Raw genomic sequence first — 17,319 nt, 5'->3', positions numbered from 1 at the left:
TCGACCCGCCTCATGCGACGCGCTTCAGGTTGTTGTTTTGCGGCGACATGCATTAAGCGTCTATCGCCGGCGCGCAGCAACGGCCCTGGTCGGCAGCGCCGGCAATTCCTCCATCACCCGGCTCAACGGAAAGATGGCGATCGCCTCGGTGCCTTCGCGCAGTTTGGAATGGAGTTCGAACTCGCCGCCATGCATGGCGAGCAGGCTTTGGACGATCGGCAGGCCAAGCCCGGTGCCTTGCTCGGCGCTCTTGATGGCGATGGAGCCCTGGCCGAAGGCGGACAGCACGACCGGAATCTCGTCTTCCGGAATGCCGGGCCCATTGTCTTTGACGGAGAGGTATTGGCCGCCGCCCGCCGTCCAGCCGACGCGCACGCGGATCTCGCCGCCAGTTCCGGTGAACTTGATGGCGTTCGACAAAAGATTGAGCGCGATCTGGCGCACCGCGCGTTCGTCAGCGAACAGGCGCGGCAAGGCGTTTTCGAAATCCTGGACGATGCGGATGTCCTTGTTGCGCGCCTTCAGCTCCATCATGTGACAGCAATCCTCGACGACGGAAAGCAGCATCATCGGCTCTTCGTTGAGCTGGTAGCGGCCCGCTTCGATGCGCGACAGGTCGAGGATTTCGTTGATCAGGTCGAGCAGGTGCTGGCCAGAGTCATGGACGTCGCGAGCATAGTCGCGATAGGTCGGATTGCTCATCGGTCCGAGCACTTCGTTCGCCATCACCTCGGAGAAACCGAGAATGGCGTTGAGCGGCGTCCGCAACTCATGACTCATCGAGGCCAAAAACCGCGACTTTGCCAGGTTGGCGTCCTCCGCCCGTCGGCGCGCTTCGTCCGACATCGATTTCGCCGTGTCCAATTCGGCAATCAGCGCGTCCTTTTCGGAGCGGAACGAGAGCAGCATCAAGGACGAGCGATTGAGGCGGCGCGCCACATAGGCGAAGAAGGGCAGCGAGACAACCAGCAACCCGGCCATGATCAACTCGACCGGCATCCACTGCCTGGCGCCGGCATAGGCATAGGCGGCCACCGGAACGGCGAAAGTCGCCAGCAACGCACCGCGCAACGATGACGCTGTGATCGCCGTCGCCGCCATGGCAAGCAGCAGCACCACCGCCTTGATCAACTGGAACTGGTCGACCTGGCAAGCGTCGCAACCGAGCCAGGCAAACCAGGCCCAGCCCAGGCCGCAAAGGAAATGGCCTATCAGGAAATCACGGTGCGTTTGCAGCGGGTTGAGTTCGGCAGCTTCCGTTCGGTCGACGCGCCTCGCCATGAACACGACGATGGCGTAGCAGTTGAGTATAAGAAGCGCCCAGACGCCAATTGCCTTTCCGACGCCAGCGAACAGACCGGTCGCGGCGGTCGCCAGGACGAGAAGCGGAACTATGATCGCGCCGCCTATCATCGCACGGGCGTGCAGTTTCAACAGCTCGCGGTCGAAATCAGGATTTCCGGCCTGCTGCGAAAGACGGTCGCGCGTCTTGCGCACCGCGCGCGCCACATCGCTGTTGCGATGGGGTTTCCGGCGGTCCACAATAAACTTGTCCGCTGTGGTCGAACGTTGCGAGGGCATGGAGACTTCAATTTATGCGGGCAGCGCTTTCAAATTGTTAAGCTACGTTCGAATGATTAACCAACGGTTTGCCATATGAGCCGTTCGTGGTCGCGGCGGCCGGGACTGCGATACGTCCCGCCGCAGCCGCGAAGCCTTTGGCGCCGGCTGGTGGACTATGCACTGGCCGTGCTTGTCCTCGGTCTGCTGATCCTTCTGGCGGCGCGCCTTGATCGGATCGAGACGCGCAAGGCCGAGGGTGCCGCCGTCGTCAATGACGGCGATACGATCACGCTCGGTACCGAGCGCATCCGCATGCGCGGCATTGATGCGCCAGAATATTCGCAGATCTGCCGCAAGGACGGCGCCGGCTATCCCTGCGGCAAGCTGGCGCGGCAGTCGCTGGTACGTCTGATAGCAGGCAAACCCGTCTCCTGCACCGGCTGGCAGCGCGACCGATACCGCCGGCTGCTCGGCGATTGCAACGCCGGCGGCAGGGATCTCAACCGCGCCCAGGTCGAGGCTGGCTGGGCAGTTGCCTATGGCGATTTTGAAACCGAGGAGGCCGCTGCCCGATCAGGCAAGGCCGGCATCTGGGCCGGCACTTTCGACGAGCCGCACGATTGGCGCGAGAGCCACGATCACGAAGTGGTCGAAAGAAAGCACGGCCGCTTGGCTTCGATCGGCGATGGCTTGCGAGAAATTTTTCGCTTCTGGTGATGGTCAACCCTATAGTTGTTGCAACAGACCTGATCAGAGCGATGTGCGTTCATTCGGACGCACAAGGCATGCGCTGAGGTTTTTTAATCTTCGCATCGTGCGTTCCGGAAATCGATTCCGGTTGCCGGGCCGGTGCGAAAGGAGGATGGGATGAAACTCTTCGACGGCGGCCGGGCGCCCAATCCACGGCGGGTTCGCGTCTTCCTCGCTGAAAAGGGGCTTGAGGTTCCGCTGGTGCCCGTCGACATGGGCGCACTGGAGCACAGAGAGCAGCCGGTCAGTTCGCGCAACCCGCTGCAGCGCCTGCCGGTGCTCGAACTCGACGACGGCACCGTCATCACCGAATCCGTCGCCATCTGCCGCTATTTCGAGGAACTGCACCCGGAACCGGCGTTGTTCGGCCGCGGCGCGCTCGGCAAGGCGCTGGTCGAGATGTGGCAAAGACGGATGGAGCTCAACTTGCTCAACTGCGTCAGCGCCGCGTTCCGCCACGTCCATCCGGCGATGAAGGAATGGGAAATTCCGCAAATCCCCGAATGGGGCGAGGCCAACAAGCTGAAAGCCGTTGAATTCCTGAAACTCCTCGACGACGAACTGGCGAACCGCGAATTCGTCGCCGGCGACGCCTATTCGATCGCCGACATCACCGGGCTGATTGCCATCGACTTCATGAAGCCGGCGCGCATCAAGGTGCCGGAAGACTGTGTCAACGTGCTGCGCTGGCATCAGGCGATCTCCAGCCGGCCGAGCGCCGCGGCCTGAGGATGAGCCCCAGGCATGATCGAGACCTGGAAAACTTCGCGGCGAGGGTGCGCGCCTGCCGAATCTGCGTCGAAAACCCGGTCGGCCAGCCGCTGCCGCATGAGCCGCGCCCTGTGCTCAGGCCGTCGTCGAGCGCCCGTATCCTGATTGCCAGCCAGGCACCGGGCACCAAGGTGCATATGTCAGGCACGCCGTTCACCGACGCCTCCGGCGATCGGTTGCGGGACTGGCTGGGCGTCAGCAGCGAAGAATTCTACGACACGACAAAATTCGCCATCGTGCCGATGGGCTTTTGCTTTCCCGGCCAGGATGCCAAGGGCGGCGACCTGCCGCCGCGCCGCGAATGTGCAGCGGCCTGGCGTGCGCCGCTGATGGCGCTGATGCCGCATATCGACCTGGTGCTGACGATCGGCCTCTATGCGCAATCCTGGCACATGGGCGCCGCGCGCCGGCCCTCGCTGACGGAGACGGTGATGGATTGGCGCACCATCTGGGATGCGCCCACCATCCCGAAAGTGCTGCCGCTACCGCATCCGTCGTGGCGCAACACCGGCTGGCTGAAGCGCAATCCGTGGTTTGAAATGGATTTGCTGCCGTTTCTGAGATCGGAAATCCGCTATCGCCTCGGCTGACGCGTAAGCAAGAAATCACTCGCTTTTGCGCCATCTGACAGAATTTCTTTCTTGTGAATGGCCCAAATAAGAAGGACTATAGCCAATCTATTCCTGATCTATCCCCGTGGGAGCACCCAAATGGACCGCCTTGACAGAAAAATCCTCCGCCTCTTGCAGGAGGACGCGACGCTCGCGGTCGCCGATGTCGCCAAGAAAGTCGGACTGTCGACCACGCCCTGCTGGCGGCGCATCCAGAAGCTCGAGGAGGAAGGCGTCATCAAGCGGCGCGTCGCCATCCTTGATCATGAAAAGGTCAATGTGCGCGTCACCGTGTTCGTGTCGATCCGCACCAATTCGCACAGCCATGAGTGGCTGCGCCGCTTTTCGGAGGTCATCCAGGAATTTCCGGAAGTGGTCGAGTTCTACCGGATGAGCGGCGACGTCGACTATCTCTTGCGCGTGGTGGTGCCCGACATCGCTGCTTACGACGCCTTCTACAAGCGGCTGATCGCCAAGATCGAGATCCGCGACGTCTCGTCGTCGTTTGCCATGGAGCAGATCAAATACACGACCGAAATGCCGCTCGACTACATGGTCCTGGACAAGGAATCGGGCGCCAACGCGGCCTGAGGAGTTTTCGCTTAGTTCTTCTTTTTGTTGAGGAAACTCCACGGCGAGTTTGCCGGTAGCGTGATCGTGTCCGGCACGAGATCGACATCCGTCACCTCCGCCTTGCGTACGGTGTAACCCGACTGGATCACGCTGACACCGTCGAGGATGAACAGCTGACTTTTCTCCATGCCCGGCTCAAGCGCGCCGGTCACGGCAACCGGCTGATAGGCTTGCGACATTCTGTAGGGGCGGGCGGGCGTGACGAGGACGATCTGATTGGGCGGCGGCGTCGGCATGTGGCTGCACGCCCCTGTCCACGGCACCAGCAGGAACTGATAGACGAGATCGCCGTCCCGATCGAGCGGCAGCGCATATCCCGCCAGTTGGACGGCCTTGTCTCGCAAATTGAGGGACAGCGTCTCGCCACGGTCAGGCATTTTTGCCGCGACCATCGGCAATCCGACACTTTCGGCAGCGGGCTGGGTCGCCGGGCGCAGGTCCTTCCAGAATATGCGCGCGGTTTCGGCGGAAGCGCTGCCCGCCACTATGGAACTCAGCACGGCCGCCAGCGCCGCTGTCGATTTGAAACGATTGCTCACCGTGTGCTCTCCATTTGACAGGAGTAAAGCTGTCGTCGCCGACAGCGTCAACGTTCGAGCCGCATCACATGCCGGCGCGAGCCGGCCATGCCGATCTCGTGAAATCCGCGGGCCACGAACATCTCTCGAAAGCCCATGAAACGGTAACTCGGTGATGCCTGATCGACCGGATAGGCCTCGATGGTCCTGGCGCCTTTGGCGAAGGCGTGATCGATGGCCGCGTCGAGCAGGGCGCTTGCCAGTCCAAGGCCGCGCGACGCCCTCGGCACATAGAAGCAGACGATCGACCATACACCCGCCTCGCTGTCGTCCTGCGCCTGCGACAGCTTGCGATAGGTCTCGCGTGGCGCCACGGAGCACCAGCCGACGGTGTTGCCTTCGGCATGGGCAACGATACCGACCGGCGTGCCGGCTTCGATGAGCGCCATCATGGCCCGTCTCCGCTCATCGTTGGACGCGTGCTCGCGGTTTTCGAGGTGGCGCCAGGCCATGCACCAGCAATATTTCGGGCCGCCCGCCTGCTCGAACAGGTTTTCGAAATCGGCGCGCGTGGATCGCGTCACCTCAGTAAAGCGGATTTGGCTCCGGTCAGCCTTTCCTGGCGAGCCGCTCGAGCGTCTTGGCATCGGAAAGCTCCCGTGCAGCGTCCTTGCCGATCCAGCGCGCCGTCTTGCCGGTCGATCCGGCAAGCTTCTGTGCCAGGGCAAGGGCAGCGCCGTGCAAATTCATCGACCGCTTGCCGATAGAGCGAAGCGCCCAGTTCACTGCCTTCTTCACAAAATTACGGGCATCGCTGGCGTGCGCTTCGATGATCGGCAGGAAGTCGAGGAAGGTCGTCTCTGGCTCCTTCTTCCGGTGGACGACCGACCAGGCCATCATGGCAAAGGCCGTGCGTCGAACGAACTCGCGTTCGTCGGCCGCGAACTCTTCTATCAGCTCCTTCCAGCAATCCGTATCGACAAAGAGATCGGAGACGCCGTCGACGATATCCCACGAGTCGAAAGTCGCCGCCCATCGTCTTGCATCCGCAGCAGAAAACCGCTTCGGATCGGCTGTGACGGAAGCGATGAACTGCGCTTCCATGATGCCCGACTCCCATAGTTCGAAGGCACGCTCATGGTTGCGCTTGATTTTCTTGGCAATCTGCCTCTGCACGCCATGCGAGATTCCGAGCGCACGTTCGATCTTGATGCCGTAGCGCAGCATGCCAAGGCGGTTCTCCTGCGAGCCGATCGAGCGCAGATGGGCGACAATCTCCTCGGCGCTGGATTGAGGCGAAAGCTCGGCCACGACAAAACCTACTTCTCCAATCGCGCCAGCAGCGAAGACGTGTCCCAGCGTTTGCCGCCCATGCCCTGCACATCCTTGTAGAACTGGTCGACAAGTGCCGTCACCGGCAGCTTGGCGCCGTTGCGGTCGGCCTCCGCCAGGCAGATGCCGAGATCCTTGCGCATCCAGTCGACGGCGAAGCCGAAATCATATTTGCCGGCATTCATCGTCTTGTGGCGGTTCTCCATCTGCCATGAGCCGGCCGCGCCCTTGGAGATCACCTCGATGACCTTTTCGATGTCGAGCCCAGCCTTCTTTCCGAAATGAATACCTTCGGCCAGCCCTTGGACAAGGCCGGCGATGCAGATCTGGTTGATCATCTTGGTGAGTTGGCCCGAGCCGGCCGGGCCCATCAGCCCGACCATGCGGGCATAGGCATCGATGACAGGCTTCGCCTGCTCGAAGGCTTTCTGTTCGCCGCCGACCATGACGGTCAGGATGCCGTTTTCGGCGCCGGCCTGACCGCCGGAGACCGGTGCGTCGAGGAACGAGAAACCGCGAACTTGCGCCTTCTCCGCCAGTTCGCGCGCGACTTCAGCCGAGGCCGTGGTGTTGTCGATGAAGATGGCTCCCTTCTTCATCGACTGGAACGCACCCTCGGCTCCAATCGTCACCGCGCGCAAATCATCGTCATTGCCAACGCAGCAAAAGACAAAGTCCTTGCCGTCGGCGGCCTCAACCGGCGTGTTGGCAACACTGCCGCCATACTGGGCAACCCATTGCTCGGCCTTTGCTTTGGTGCGGTTGTAGACGGTAACGTCGTGGCCGCCCTTGTTCCTGAGATGTCCGGCCATTGGATAGCCCATGACGCCAAGACCGAGAAATGCCACCGATGCCATGTTTTCGAATCCCTTCAATCCTGTTTTCCGGCCTTCTTAGCGGATCAGGCAAAGCGATGGGAGTCAGCGTTGCAGATGGATCGTAATGCGCCGTTCGATCCATTCGACTACGTGGCGCAGCGTTTCGACAATGATCAGATAGATGATCGCCGCCCAGACATAGGACTGGAAGTCGAAAGTCCGCGAATAGGTGAGCTTCGTGATGCCCATCAGATCATAGACGGTGATGAGGGCTACGATGGCCGAGCCCTTGATCATCAGGATGATCTCGTTGCCGTAGGGGCGCAGCGCCACGATCAATGCCTGTGGCAGGATGATCTTGCGCAGTGTTTGCAATTTGTGCAGGCCAAGCGAGGCAGCGCCTTCCCACTGGCCCCTGGGCACGCTCTCGATTGCGCCGCGCAGGATCTCAGCCTGATAGGCTGCTGTATTGAGTGTGAACGAGAAAATGGCGCAGTACCAAGCTTCGCGAAAAAAGCCCCACAGGCCGACAGCTTCAAGTGCCGGTCGAAACGAACCCACTCCATAGTAGATAAGAAAGACTTGGGTCAAAAGCGGAGTGCCGCGGAAGAAGTAGACGTAAGCGTAGGCAAAGCTGGACAGGGTCCGGTTCCTGGACATCCGCGCGTACGCGACAGGAACTGAAAGAACGGCTCCCAATACGATCGACACAGCGACAAGCGTGAGGGTCACTCCCAGGCCAGAGATGTAGCCCGGGGCGTATTTTTGGAAGAGTTCGGAATTCCAAGCCTCGACCAAGTATACAATCATGCCGATGCCGAGCACGATCCAGAGACCGACCAACGCATATCCCAATACACGTTGCCGGGACCAGCCGCGCGGGATTGCCGGCGGTTTTTCGACCTTGGTCGCCACGTCGGCCGCTGCCGCACTCATCGTTGCACCTGTTGTCGGCCAACCCTGCGTTCAATGGCATTGATGCCGAAAGACGATATGATGGCGAGGAGCAGATAGATAAGGGCCGCAAATCCATAGAAAAGGAAGGCGTGCTTGGTCACGCGGGCAGCAACACCGGTCTGCCGCAGAATATCGGCAAGGCCAATCGCCGAAACTAACGCAGTGTCCTTGAGCAAGATAAGCCACAGATTGGCAAGACCCGGCAGGGCGATGCGGATAAGCTGCGGCAGCACCACCAGTCGCATCGTCTGCCCGCCCGACAGGCCAACCGAATAGCCGCCCTCATACTGTCCCTTCGGGATGGCGCGGAATGCCGAGAGGAAGACCTCGCTGGCGTAGGACGAGAAGACGACGCCGAGCGCGATCATGCCGGAAACAAAAGCATTCACTTCGACCGCGGCGGTCGGGTCATACAGGCGCATCAATTGCTGGATGCCGATTTGCGCGCCGTAAAAGATCATGAACAGGGTCAGCAGCTCAGGCAATCCACGAAAGATCGTGGTGTAGATATTGCCGGCCAGCCGCAGCGACGGTTCGTTGGATTGCTTGGCCAGTGCGACCAGAAAGCCGATCATCAGACCGACAGGCAGGGTCGCGGCTGCAAGCAAAACGGTGATGAAGACACCATAGGCGATGTCGTCGAGCCAGCCTTCGGGTCCCCAACTGAGCAGCGTCCAAACGCTTTGCATCCGCCTGCCTGTTCTCCTCTATGCTTTTTTTGAGAGCGCGGCGTCAGCCCTGGCGCGCCGCGCCTTGCGCAAACGGCGGGGATGTCCCGCCGTTCGCCGTCAACCCGGAAGGATCAGGACTCGCCGCCGTAGACGTCGTACTTGAAGTACTTGTCGTTGATTTCCTTGTACTTTCCGTTGGCGCGGATGGCGTCGATCGCCTTATTGAACTGATTGACCAACGCGGTATCGCCCTTGCGTACCGCGATGCCGGCGCCCGGACCATGGATCTCGATGTCGGGCGTGATCGCGCCGATCAGCTTGCAGCAGGCGCCGTCCGGCGTGGCAAGCCAGCCTTCGATGACGGTGATGTCGTCGTTGACCGCATCGACGCGGCCATTGGCGAGATCGAGCTGGTATTCCTGCGCGGTCGGGTACGGCTTGATTGTGCTGTCGGCATAAGTCTTGGTTGAATAATTGAAGTGGGTGGTGGACGCCTGCACGCCGATCGTCTTGCCGGCCAGGTCCTCTTTGGTCACGCCTTTGATATCGCTGTCCTTGGGCGCGGCGATGGCCGGCGGCGTGTTGTAGTATTTGTTGGTGAAGTCGACCTTCTCGGCACGCTCCGGCGTAATCGACATCGAGGCGACGATGGCGTCGAACTTGCCGGCCTGAAGCGCCGGGATGATGCCGTCCCAATCCTGCGCGACGAAAGTGCACGTCACCTTCATCTCGTCGCAAAGCGCCTTGGCGATATCGATGTCGAAGCCCACGAGCTGGCCATCAGCGGTCAGGTTGTTGAACGGCGGATAGGCTCCCTCCGAGCCGATCCTCAAGGTTTTCTCTTGAGCCTGGGCAACGCCCAATGTCAGCAGCGCCGCCGATGCGGCGAGCGCTATACGCAGTGCAGTACGCATGATAGTCCTCTCTGTATGTCCCCGGCCGTCGTTCCGAGCGGCTCTGTGGGCGGTTCTGTTGACCGCCCACTGGCGCGATACTCCCATTCTTTCCCAAGAAAAAGCAACTGTAAAACCGTTGCTTGCGCGTTTCGCATTGCCGGACAATGCTGACGTTGCGGCAGGTATAACAACGGGGAAACAGGGGGCGGCTGATCCTTCTTCGGCAGTACCCTCAGCGCGTCAAACCTGTCGCGCGCTCGATGAAGTCGGCTATCGATCTGGTGTCGTCGAGATCGAAGACGGGCAGGCTTTCGTCGGCTATGGTGAAGTCGGCGGCGATGGCGACGATGTGCGGATCATTTGCCGAAAGCGGTGCCTGGTCCTTGGCCTCCAGCCGCCGCGTCTCGATCTTGCTGTGCGCCTCGCGCTTGTAGCCTTCGACCAGCACGATGTCGGAGGCGCCGAGCCGCGACAGGATCGCATCCAGCGTCGGCTCCTCCTCGCCACGTAATTCGTGCATCAGCGCCCAGCGCCTGTCCGACACGATGGCGACTTCAGTGGCCCCGGCCTGCCTATGGCGAAAACTGTCCGCCCCCGGTTTGTCGATGTCGAAAGCATGATGGGCGTGTTTTACCGTCGAGACTTTCCAGCCACGCCGGACGAGTTCGGCGACCAGCTTTTCGGTCAGTGTCGTCTTGCCGGAATTCTTCCAGCCGGTGATACCGAAGACGCGTCTCATCATGGCTTCATGCTCTGCAACAGACCCTCGACACGGACAAGGTCACTCGTGGCGAATGGCAAGCCTATATGCCGTCCGGCGCCATATCAGGTCCAGCGCTTTCGGCGGCTGTCTTGCGCCGGCCGACGATCCGTTCGCGGTAAAGTGCGTAGAGGCCGGAGCAGACGATGATGCTGGCGCCGAGGATCATCGGCAGGTCAGGAACGTCGCCGAAGATGAACAGGCCAAGCAGGATCGACCAGAGCAGGGCCGTGTAGCGGAACGGCGCGATGAACGAGATGTCGCCCACCCGCATCGCCATGATGATGAACTGGTAACCGATGACCACGAGCACTGCCGCCAATGCCAGGAACGCCGTGCTTTCCCCCGTCATCGGTGTCCATCCGCCCATCGGCAAAAGCAGCGCCGCGCCGAGCACGGTCATGGCGACTGCCGTGGTGGTCGACACCAGCAATGTCGGAATGGCTTGCGGTATCCGCTTGGTGGCGAGGTCACGCACCGCACAACAGGCGACACAGGCCAGTGCCAGCAGCGAATAGATGCTGAACCCCTCGAAGCCGGGCCGCACGATGATCAGCACGCCGGCAAAGCCGATGGCGATGGCCAGCCAGCGCCGCCAGCCGACGCCTTCCTTGAACACAAGTGCTGCGCCCATCGTCACCGCCAGCGGCAGCGCCTGCAGCACGGCCGAGACATTGGCAATCGGCAGATGGGCAAGGGCGATGAGAAACGACGCGGTAGCGCCGGCTTCGCCGATCACGCGTATCGCCACCATCGGCTGCAGCATCGAGCCGGGCAGGGCAAGCGCACCGCGTTGCCAGGCAAGCAGGCCTACGAAAAGCGAAGCGAAGGCGCCGCGGATCAGCATGACCTGCGCCATGTTCATGGATTCCGACGCGACTTTGGTGATCGCGTCGTTGAGGGTGAAACCACTCATCGCCACCACCATGAACAGTGCACCGCGAAGATTTGGGGAAAAAAGCAAAGGCGTTACCACTGTGGTCCTGCATCAAGCCTCTACCAGCCGGCGGCAAGACAGCAACGTCAAAGGGCTGGTCCACGGCCTTCGGCGGCTCGTTACAACCTCCTCGCAAGAGCGGCAGGATTTATTTCGGCGGTGCGACCAGGAAGATCAGCCGCCGGTGACGCTCATGTGCCGCGATACCGACGGACGGTTGGTGCGGCGGTCGATGATGAAATCATGGCCCTTTGGCTTGCGGCCAATGGCTTCGTCGATGGCGTCGGCGACCAGTTCGTTGCCTTCGGATGCACGCAACGGTGCGCGCAGGTCGGCGGCATCTTCCTGGCCGAGGCACATATAGAGCGTGCCGGTGCAGGTCAGCCGGACGCGGTTGCAGCTTTCGCAAAAATTATGCGTCATCGGCGTGATGAAGCCGAGCCTGCCACCGGTCTCGGCGACGTGGACGTAGCGGGCCGGGCCACCGGTCTTGTAGGGGATGTCGGTCAGCGTGAACTGCCGCTCGAGTGCTGCGCGCAGCAGCGACAGCGGCAGATACTGGTCGGTGCGGTCGGCGTCGATCTCGCCCATCGGCATGGTTTCGATGACCGTCAACTCCATGCCGCGGCCGTGCGCCCAGCGCAGCATCTCGGGCATTTCGGCGTCATTGAAATCCTTCAGCGCCACCGCATTGAGCTTCACCTTCAGTCCCGCTGCCTGCGCGGCGTCAATGCCGTCCATGACCTTGTCGAGATTGCCCCAGCGGGTAATCTGGCGGAATTTTTCCGGGTCCAGCGTGTCCAGCGAGACGTTGATGCGCTTGACCCCGCAATCGGCGAGCTCAGCGGCAAAGCGCGAAAGCTGCGAGCCGTTGGTGGTCAGCGTCAATTCTTCCAGAGCGCCGCTTTCGAGATGACGCGAAATCTGACGCACAAGATGCATGATGTTCTTGCGCACCAGCGGCTCGCCGCCGGTAAGACGCAGTTTCCTGACGCCCTTTTCGATGAAAACCGTGCATAGCCGGTCGAGTTCTTCCAGGGACAGCAAATCCTTCTTGGGAAGGAAAGCCATGTCCTCGGCCATGCAATAGGTGCAGCGGAAGTCGCAGCGGTCGGTGACCGAAACGCGCAGATAGCTGATCGTGCGACCAAAAGGATCGATCATGTCCATGCTGGTGCGTTTCCCGTGGTTGCGAACGGCATCGTTATATATGGCTATGTGATACGATCCAACCTGCCATTCAAGACAAGAAGTTTCGATCCTGGGCAACATCGCGCCGACAGATCGTGTCGGAAGTTTCGAAGCGGCCTTTTCCCGCTGCGCGAAGCGGCGTAGGGAAAGGACAGATGATGCGGAACTTATCACCATGACGGCGCCGAAGGAACTCAGGGTCTCGAAGGACCGCAGGCTGCTAACCGTGACGTTCCCTGGCCATCAGCCGTTCGAGCTGCCGGCGGAGCTGCTGCGGGTGGCCTCGCCATCGGCCGAAGTGCAGGGCCATTCGCCCGAACAGCGCGTGACCGTTCCCGGCAAGCGCAAGGTTGCGATCCTGAAGATCGAACCGGTCGGCAACTATGCCGTCCGCATCACCTTCGACGATTTCCACGATACCGGCATCTTCACCTGGAACTACCTGCATACGCTGGGTCATGAGAAGGACGCACGCTGGGCCGCCTATCTCGCCGAGCTGGAAGAGAAGGGGCTAAGCCGCGATCGGTAGCTCCGGCCCGTCGTCAAAGCGTCACCGATTTGGAGTAGCGGCTGCGGATGCTCGGAGGCGAAAAAATGTCCGTCATCACCACGGTCGAACAGCTCGAAGCGCTCTATGGGCTGCCCGGCGAGACATCGCTGGTCAAGGAACTCGACCATGTCATTCCCGAATACGCCGCCTTCATCGAGGCCTCGCCTTTTGCCGCGCTCGCGACCAGCGGGCCGGAAGGGCTGGATTGCTCGCCGCGCGGCGATCTCGCCGGCTTCGTCCGCATCCATGATCCGAAAACCCTGATGATGCCGGACCGGCGCGGCAACAACCGTGCCGATTCGCTAAAAAACATCATTCGCGATCCGCGCGTCGGCCTGTTGTTCCTGGTCCCAGGCTGCGGCACCACGCTGCGCGTCAACGGCCGCGCCCACATCACCACGGATGCCGCGCTGTGTGCCTCGTTCAGCGTCGACGGCCGACCGGCGCGTTCGGTCACGGTCATCGATGTCAATTCGGTCTATTTCCAGTGCGCTCGCGCCGTCCATCGGTCGGAACTGTGGAACCCGGCGAGGCATGTCGACCCGAAGTCGCTGCCGACACCCGGAAAGATCCTGGAAATCACCAGCCGGAAAGGCATCGACGGCGAGGTTTACGACAGGGAATGGCCGGAGCGCGCGAAAAAGTCGATGTGGTGAGCGGGTCACGCTTCCTTGAGCACGTCGGCAATCTTGCGCATCTGCTCGCCGATCATGTCGCATTGCTCCGGCGTCGACTGGCTCATCGCTTTCTCGATCAGCGCCATATGGACCTTCAGCGCCTGCATCAGCAGTTCCGTGCCGGCTTCGGTCAGGGTCAGGCGCAGCACGCGCTTGTCCTTCTGATCGCCTTCGCGGCGCAGCAGGCCGCGTGTCTCGAGTTGCGGCAGCAGCATGGTGATGTTGGAGCGGCCGACCAGCAGCCGGCGGGCGAGATCGTGCTGCGACATGCCGGGATGGCGGTAAAGGTTCATCAGCACGTCGAGCTGCGCCGGCTTCAGGTCCAGCGGCGCTAGCTTCACTGCCAGCGTGCGTTCCAGCGCATGGCAGGCGCGCGCCACCGCGACCCAGTTGCGAAAACGCGGGTTGTCCCAGGGCAGCTCTTGTTTAATGTTCATGTTTGAACTATTATGTTCATGCTTGAACGAATGGATGGATTGCCACTATGGCATCATTTGGATTGAAGGTCATCCGGGGCGTGTTTGCCGCCGCCGAACATGTGGCTCCCCGCCTGACCGGTCGCGCGGCATTCGAACTGTTCTGCCGCACGCCGAACGCCAAAATCCTCAGCGACGGCGAGCGGCGCGCCGTCGACCGCGCCGCCGGCTTCATGGCCGAGGCGCGCCATCATCGGCTGAAGACCAAAAACGGCTGCGTCATGGTGCATGAATTCAGGCCAGAGCCGGGCAGGCGGGCCGCCGGCACGGTGCTCGTCATCCATGGCTGGCGTTCGCGCACCGAATATATGCGCACGCTGATCGAAGCCTATCGAGACGCCGGCTACAAGGTTGTCTCGCTCGACCTGCCGGGCCACGGCCAGTCGCAGGGCCGCCGGCTCACATTGGTCAGCGCTGTAGAGGCCGCCCGACTCGCTGGCGAATGGTTCGGCCCGTTCGTGGCGGTCGTCGGCCATTCCTTCGGCGGTGCCGTGGCCGCCAATGCCGTCGTCGGTTCGGTCAAGGACGTTCCGCCGCTGGCGGCCGAGCGGCTGGTGCTGATCGCGGCACCGAGCTCGCTGCCGGCGATCTTCAACGATTTCAGCCGCATGCTCAGTGTCGGCCCACGCTCCCAGGCCGCCATGGCCGACCGGGTCGAACGCATCGCCGGCCGGCCGCTGCACGAATTCACCGGCGACCGCCAGCTTGCCGGCACGCCGGTGCCAACGCTGGTCATCCATGCGCCGAACGACCGCGAAGTGTCCGCCGACCATGCAAGGCTCTATGCCGGCGCCGGCGACCATGTGCGGCTTTACTGGGCCGACGGGCTCGGCCACCGCCGCATCCTCGCCGACAAGGGCGTGGTCGAGCGTGCGGTCGGCTTCGTTGCCGAACACCGGGAGCCGGTATCGCTGCATTAAACAGCGACGGCTTCGACCTGCGTGTAGAGATCGACCGCTTCGAGGAAGAGCGCTTCCTTGCAGCCGAATGCTGCTTAGAGGCTGGTTGAGCTGGCTCCCATCGCCGCGGCGCCATCGCCCGACCTGAGCGCTATTTGCTGGAACCGGAGCGGACCCAATTCGCTTCGGTTGCCACCGTTGTGAAACTGTTCTGCAACAGACCTCCTGAAATTTATGAAAGCTTAACGAAATCAGTATGAATCGGTGTAGTCGCGCCCTACATCCATGATGCGGTGGGCGAGACCGTCAAGCGATGCGGAACGGAGCCGGTTGCAGCCGGAGCGGGTGATCCCATGAAATTCCTCGGAAACAAAGCAACCGTGATGCCGCTTGCGGCGGTCGCGGCAATGCTGGCCTTCGGCGTGCCGCAGGCAGACGCGCAAGGGTTTTTCGAGAGGCTCTTCGGCGGTGGTGTCAGGCATTCGCCGCGAGCTGATTTCCCCCTGCCGCCATCAAGGCAGAGGCCGAAATACAAGCCATATGCAGCAGCGCCTGCTGCCTCTCGGATCCGCGGCCCGTCCTATTACACCTACAAGAGCGATCCGCTCGTGCGCGTCGACTTCTCGACGCTGACGGCAGCGCCGGAGCCGGCAATGCCACAAGACGCCGCATTCCAGCCTTCTTCCGCCACCGGCGCGGCCTTCCGCGAAGCGATTGCCGGACTGAACGATTACGAGCTCTACGCCGAGAAAGACATCGCCAAGGCGCTCGTCGCCTATTACGCGGCCAATCCGGATTTCATCTGGGTGACGGGAGCCAATGCCAACAGCCGCGCGCAAGATGCGGTGCGGGTGCTTGGCGAGGCGACGAGCTATGGCCTCACGCCGGCCGACTATACGGTTGAAGTGCCTGCCGCCGGCGCATCGACCGGCAGCGCCGATGCGCGGTTGAAGGAACTTGTCCGCTTCGAGATGGCGCTGTCAGCGCGCGTCTTGCGCTATGTCCACGACGCGCAAAGCGGCCGCGTCGATCCCAATCGCATCACCGGCTACTATGATTTCCCGGTCAAGCCGCTCGACATGGAAGGCGTGCTGAAAACGCTGACACGCACCCAGCAAGTGCGCACCTATCTCGAATCGCGGCATCCGCAGAACGCCGAATATCAGGCGCTGCGCGTCGAACTGGAATCACTCCAGGCCAGCGCCGACGACGAGATCGTCGTCGATCCCAAGCTGTTGCTGAAGCCGGGGGAGACCAGCCCCGAACTACCGAAGCTTCTGACGAAGATAGCGCGCAATCTCGACGACGAGACGGGCGGCGCCTATGGCGAGATATTGGCCAGGCTCGCCACCAGCGAGGTCTATGCCCCGGAACTGGTGCCGGTCATCAAGGCGGTGCAGAAAAAGGCTGGCATGAAGGGCGACGGCGTCATCGGTCCGCGCACCGTCGCGGCGCTGGTCGGGACGTCCAAGGCCGACAAGATTCAAAAGGTGCATGTCGCGCTGGAAGAGTTGCGCTGGCTGCCATCCGATCTCGGCAGCCCGCGTGTCTTCATCAACCAGCCGGCCTTTACGGCGAGCTACATCGAGAATGGCGAGGAGAAGCTGAAGACCCGCGTCGTCATCGGCAAGACCACCAACCAGACTTCCTTCTTCTACGATCAGCTCGAGCAGGTCGACTTCCACCCCTATTGGGGCGTGCCGCAGTCGATCCTCGTCAACGAGATGCTGCCCCGGCTGCGCAGGGATCCCGGCTATCTCGACCGCGCCGGCTACGAAGTGGTCAACTCGCGAGGCAAACGCATTCCCTCCTCCTCGGTCAATTGGGGCGCCTATGGCGCGAAGATACCTTATGGCGTGCGCCAGCTGCCGAGCGAGGCCAATGCGCTGGGCGAACTGAAGATCCTGTTCCCCAACAAGCACGCCATCTACATGCACGACACGCCGCAAAAGACGTTTTTCGAGCGTGACATGCGCGCGCTCAGCCATGGCTGCGTTCGCCTGCAGGATCCGCGCGGCATGGCGGCGGCCGTGCTCGGCACCTCGGTCGATGACATCGCGGAGAAGCTGAAGCACGGACATGCGACGGAGAAGGTAGCGCGCAGGATCCCGGTCTATGTCGCCTATTTCACCGCCTGGCCTGATATGTCCGGCAAAGTCGAATATTTCAGCGACGTCTACGACCGCGACACGCGGCTGCAGCAGGCGCTCGACAGCACGCAAGCAGTGCGCTCGCCGGCGATCTGAGGACGCTAACGCGGGGGAGAGCGGGCGCCGGAACCCGGCCGCGCCGCCATCAGTGTCGCCGAC

Annotated in this window: 20 protein-coding genes; 8 read left to right on the top strand and 12 right to left on the bottom strand. The window is 61.8% G+C overall.

All coding sequences use genetic code 11. The features are described 5' to 3' along the window. Window positions 1–60: 60 nt before the first annotated feature. On the bottom strand, window positions 61–1,581 hold the full coding sequence (locus AC0L28_RS15215) for a sensor histidine kinase (protein ID WP_473478380.1): 1,521 nt from the start codon (window positions 1,579–1,581) through the stop codon (window positions 61–63). Between the two features lie 75 nt (window positions 1,582–1,656). Between AC0L28_RS15215 and AC0L28_RS15210 the strand changes: the two genes are divergently transcribed. From AC0L28_RS15210 to AC0L28_RS15195, 4 genes are all read left to right on the top strand, one after another. Further along, a complete protein-coding gene (locus AC0L28_RS15210) occupies window positions 1,657–2,280 on the top strand; it encodes a thermonuclease family protein (RefSeq protein ID WP_473478378.1) in 624 nt (207 codons plus the stop codon). A 150-nt stretch (window positions 2,281–2,430) separates the two neighbouring features. Beyond that, window positions 2,431–3,042, top strand: coding sequence for a glutathione S-transferase (locus AC0L28_RS15205; protein ID WP_473478375.1), 612 nt, complete (start codon window positions 2,431–2,433; stop codon window positions 3,040–3,042). Continuing rightward, a complete protein-coding gene (locus tag AC0L28_RS15200; RefSeq protein ID WP_031256005.1) occupies window positions 2,982–3,674 on the top strand; it encodes a uracil-DNA glycosylase family protein in 693 nt (230 codons plus the stop codon). The genes AC0L28_RS15205 and AC0L28_RS15200 overlap by 61 nt, the downstream gene beginning before the upstream one ends. Before the next feature lie 120 nt (window positions 3,675–3,794). After that, window positions 3,795–4,286 carry an Lrp/AsnC family transcriptional regulator gene (locus AC0L28_RS15195; RefSeq protein WP_006333679.1) on the top strand — a complete coding sequence of 164 codons (492 nt, stop codon included), beginning with the start codon at window positions 3,795–3,797 and terminating at the stop codon, window positions 4,284–4,286. An 11-nt stretch (window positions 4,287–4,297) separates the two neighbouring features. On the opposite strand, the gene AC0L28_RS15190 is transcribed toward AC0L28_RS15195, so the two are convergent. The 10 genes from AC0L28_RS15190 to moaA all read right to left on the bottom strand — a co-directional run bounded on the left by AC0L28_RS15190 (window position 4,298) and on the right by moaA (window position 12,387). Next, complete coding sequence (locus tag AC0L28_RS15190) at window positions 4,298–4,867, bottom strand: DUF3299 domain-containing protein (protein WP_023801870.1); 570 nt, start codon at window positions 4,865–4,867, stop codon at window positions 4,298–4,300. Window positions 4,868–4,914: 47 nt separating this feature from the next. Further along, on the bottom strand, window positions 4,915–5,493 hold the full coding sequence (locus AC0L28_RS15185; protein WP_473478371.1) for a GNAT family N-acetyltransferase: 579 nt from the start codon (window positions 5,491–5,493) through the stop codon (window positions 4,915–4,917). Continuing rightward, window positions 5,456–6,157 carry a DNA alkylation repair protein gene (locus tag AC0L28_RS15180; RefSeq protein ID WP_473478369.1) on the bottom strand — a complete coding sequence of 234 codons (702 nt, stop codon included), beginning with the start codon at window positions 6,155–6,157 and terminating at the stop codon, window positions 5,456–5,458. The genes AC0L28_RS15185 and AC0L28_RS15180 overlap by 38 nt, the downstream gene beginning before the upstream one ends. A gap of 8 nt (window positions 6,158–6,165) precedes the next feature. Continuing rightward, a complete protein-coding gene (locus tag AC0L28_RS15175) occupies window positions 6,166–7,035 on the bottom strand; it encodes an NAD(P)-dependent oxidoreductase (RefSeq protein ID WP_473478601.1) in 870 nt (289 codons plus the stop codon). A gap of 63 nt (window positions 7,036–7,098) precedes the next feature. Next, a complete protein-coding gene (locus tag AC0L28_RS15170; protein WP_287241947.1) occupies window positions 7,099–7,932 on the bottom strand; it encodes an ABC transporter permease in 834 nt (277 codons plus the stop codon). Further along, window positions 7,929–8,642 carry an ABC transporter permease gene (locus AC0L28_RS15165; RefSeq protein WP_023801867.1) on the bottom strand — a complete coding sequence of 238 codons (714 nt, stop codon included), beginning with the start codon at window positions 8,640–8,642 and terminating at the stop codon, window positions 7,929–7,931. Before AC0L28_RS15165 ends, AC0L28_RS15170 begins: the two co-directional genes overlap by 4 nt. Before the next feature lie 113 nt (window positions 8,643–8,755). Next, a complete protein-coding gene (locus AC0L28_RS15160) occupies window positions 8,756–9,538 on the bottom strand; it encodes an ABC transporter substrate-binding protein (RefSeq protein ID WP_027151758.1) in 783 nt (260 codons plus the stop codon). A 214-nt stretch (window positions 9,539–9,752) separates the two neighbouring features. Then, complete coding sequence (gene mobB / locus AC0L28_RS15155; protein WP_473478366.1) at window positions 9,753–10,262, bottom strand: molybdopterin-guanine dinucleotide biosynthesis protein B; 510 nt, start codon at window positions 10,260–10,262, stop codon at window positions 9,753–9,755. 61 nt (window positions 10,263–10,323) lie between these two features. After that, a complete protein-coding gene (locus AC0L28_RS15150) occupies window positions 10,324–11,244 on the bottom strand; it encodes a DMT family transporter (RefSeq protein ID WP_287241942.1) in 921 nt (306 codons plus the stop codon). 147 nt (window positions 11,245–11,391) lie between these two features. Continuing rightward, a complete protein-coding gene (gene moaA / locus AC0L28_RS15145) occupies window positions 11,392–12,387 on the bottom strand; it encodes a GTP 3',8-cyclase MoaA (RefSeq protein WP_473478363.1) in 996 nt (331 codons plus the stop codon). Window positions 12,388–12,583: 196 nt separating this feature from the next. On the opposite strand from moaA, the gene AC0L28_RS15140 reads away from it, so the two are divergent. Beyond that, the gene (locus tag AC0L28_RS15140) at window positions 12,584–12,937 is read left to right on the top strand and encodes a gamma-butyrobetaine hydroxylase family protein (RefSeq protein ID WP_128169523.1); all 354 of its coding nucleotides are present in this window, start codon (window positions 12,584–12,586) and stop codon (window positions 12,935–12,937) included. 65 nt (window positions 12,938–13,002) lie between these two features. Further along, entirely contained in the window at window positions 13,003–13,614 is a 612-nt protein-coding gene (locus AC0L28_RS15135; protein ID WP_473478361.1) for a pyridoxamine 5'-phosphate oxidase family protein, read from the top strand. Window positions 13,615–13,619: 5 nt separating this feature from the next. Here the strand turns inward: AC0L28_RS15135 and AC0L28_RS15130 are convergent, their stop codons facing one another. Further along, window positions 13,620–14,072, bottom strand: coding sequence for a MarR family winged helix-turn-helix transcriptional regulator (locus AC0L28_RS15130; RefSeq protein WP_128172525.1), 453 nt, complete (start codon window positions 14,070–14,072; stop codon window positions 13,620–13,622). A 47-nt stretch (window positions 14,073–14,119) separates the two neighbouring features. Here AC0L28_RS15130 and AC0L28_RS15125 point away from each other — a divergent pair, with 47 nt between their 5' ends. Further along, entirely contained in the window at window positions 14,120–15,031 is a 912-nt protein-coding gene (locus AC0L28_RS15125) for an alpha/beta hydrolase (protein ID WP_287241474.1), read from the top strand. A 332-nt stretch (window positions 15,032–15,363) separates the two neighbouring features. Continuing rightward, complete coding sequence (locus AC0L28_RS15120) at window positions 15,364–17,256, top strand: L,D-transpeptidase family protein (RefSeq protein WP_473478358.1); 1,893 nt, start codon at window positions 15,364–15,366, stop codon at window positions 17,254–17,256. Window positions 17,257–17,319 lie beyond the last annotated feature (63 nt).

The organism is Mesorhizobium sp. WSM4847 (assembly GCF_055811335.1).
Note: the sequence above shows the minus strand (reverse complement) of the source record. Positions and strands in the feature narration are given on the sequence as shown.

Excerpts from the sequence above, each read along its gene's own strand:
- AC0L28_RS15215 (WP_473478380.1), bottom strand. The coding sequence starts at position 1,581 with ATGCCCTCGCAACGTTCGACCACAGCGGACAAGTTTATTGTGGACCGC.
- AC0L28_RS15210 (WP_473478378.1), top strand. The coding sequence starts at position 1,657 with ATGAGCCGTTCGTGGTCGCGGCGGCCGGGACTGCGATACGTCCCGCCG.
- AC0L28_RS15205 (WP_473478375.1), top strand. The coding sequence starts at position 2,431 with ATGAAACTCTTCGACGGCGGCCGGGCGCCCAATCCACGGCGGGTTCGC.
- AC0L28_RS15195 (WP_006333679.1), top strand. The coding sequence starts at position 3,795 with ATGGACCGCCTTGACAGAAAAATCCTCCGCCTCTTGCAGGAGGACGCG.
- AC0L28_RS15185 (WP_473478371.1), bottom strand. The coding sequence starts at position 5,493 with ATGCCAAGACGCTCGAGCGGCTCGCCAGGAAAGGCTGACCGGAGCCAA.
- AC0L28_RS15175 (WP_473478601.1), bottom strand. The coding sequence starts at position 7,035 with ATGGCATCGGTGGCATTTCTCGGTCTTGGCGTCATGGGCTATCCAATG.
- AC0L28_RS15170 (WP_287241947.1), bottom strand. The coding sequence starts at position 7,932 with ATGAGTGCGGCAGCGGCCGACGTGGCGACCAAGGTCGAAAAACCGCCG.
- AC0L28_RS15165 (WP_023801867.1), bottom strand. The coding sequence starts at position 8,642 with ATGCAAAGCGTTTGGACGCTGCTCAGTTGGGGACCCGAAGGCTGGCTC.
- AC0L28_RS15160 (WP_027151758.1), bottom strand. The coding sequence starts at position 9,538 with ATGCGTACTGCACTGCGTATAGCGCTCGCCGCATCGGCGGCGCTGCTG.
- mobB (WP_473478366.1), bottom strand. The coding sequence starts at position 10,262 with ATGATGAGACGCGTCTTCGGTATCACCGGCTGGAAGAATTCCGGCAAG.
- moaA (WP_473478363.1), bottom strand. The coding sequence starts at position 12,387 with ATGGACATGATCGATCCTTTTGGTCGCACGATCAGCTATCTGCGCGTT.
- AC0L28_RS15140 (WP_128169523.1), top strand. The coding sequence starts at position 12,584 with ATGACGGCGCCGAAGGAACTCAGGGTCTCGAAGGACCGCAGGCTGCTA.
- AC0L28_RS15135 (WP_473478361.1), top strand. The coding sequence starts at position 13,003 with ATGTCCGTCATCACCACGGTCGAACAGCTCGAAGCGCTCTATGGGCTG.
- AC0L28_RS15130 (WP_128172525.1), bottom strand. The coding sequence starts at position 14,072 with ATGAACATTAAACAAGAGCTGCCCTGGGACAACCCGCGTTTTCGCAAC.
- AC0L28_RS15125 (WP_287241474.1), top strand. The coding sequence starts at position 14,120 with ATGGCATCATTTGGATTGAAGGTCATCCGGGGCGTGTTTGCCGCCGCC.
- AC0L28_RS15120 (WP_473478358.1), top strand. The coding sequence starts at position 15,364 with ATGAAATTCCTCGGAAACAAAGCAACCGTGATGCCGCTTGCGGCGGTC.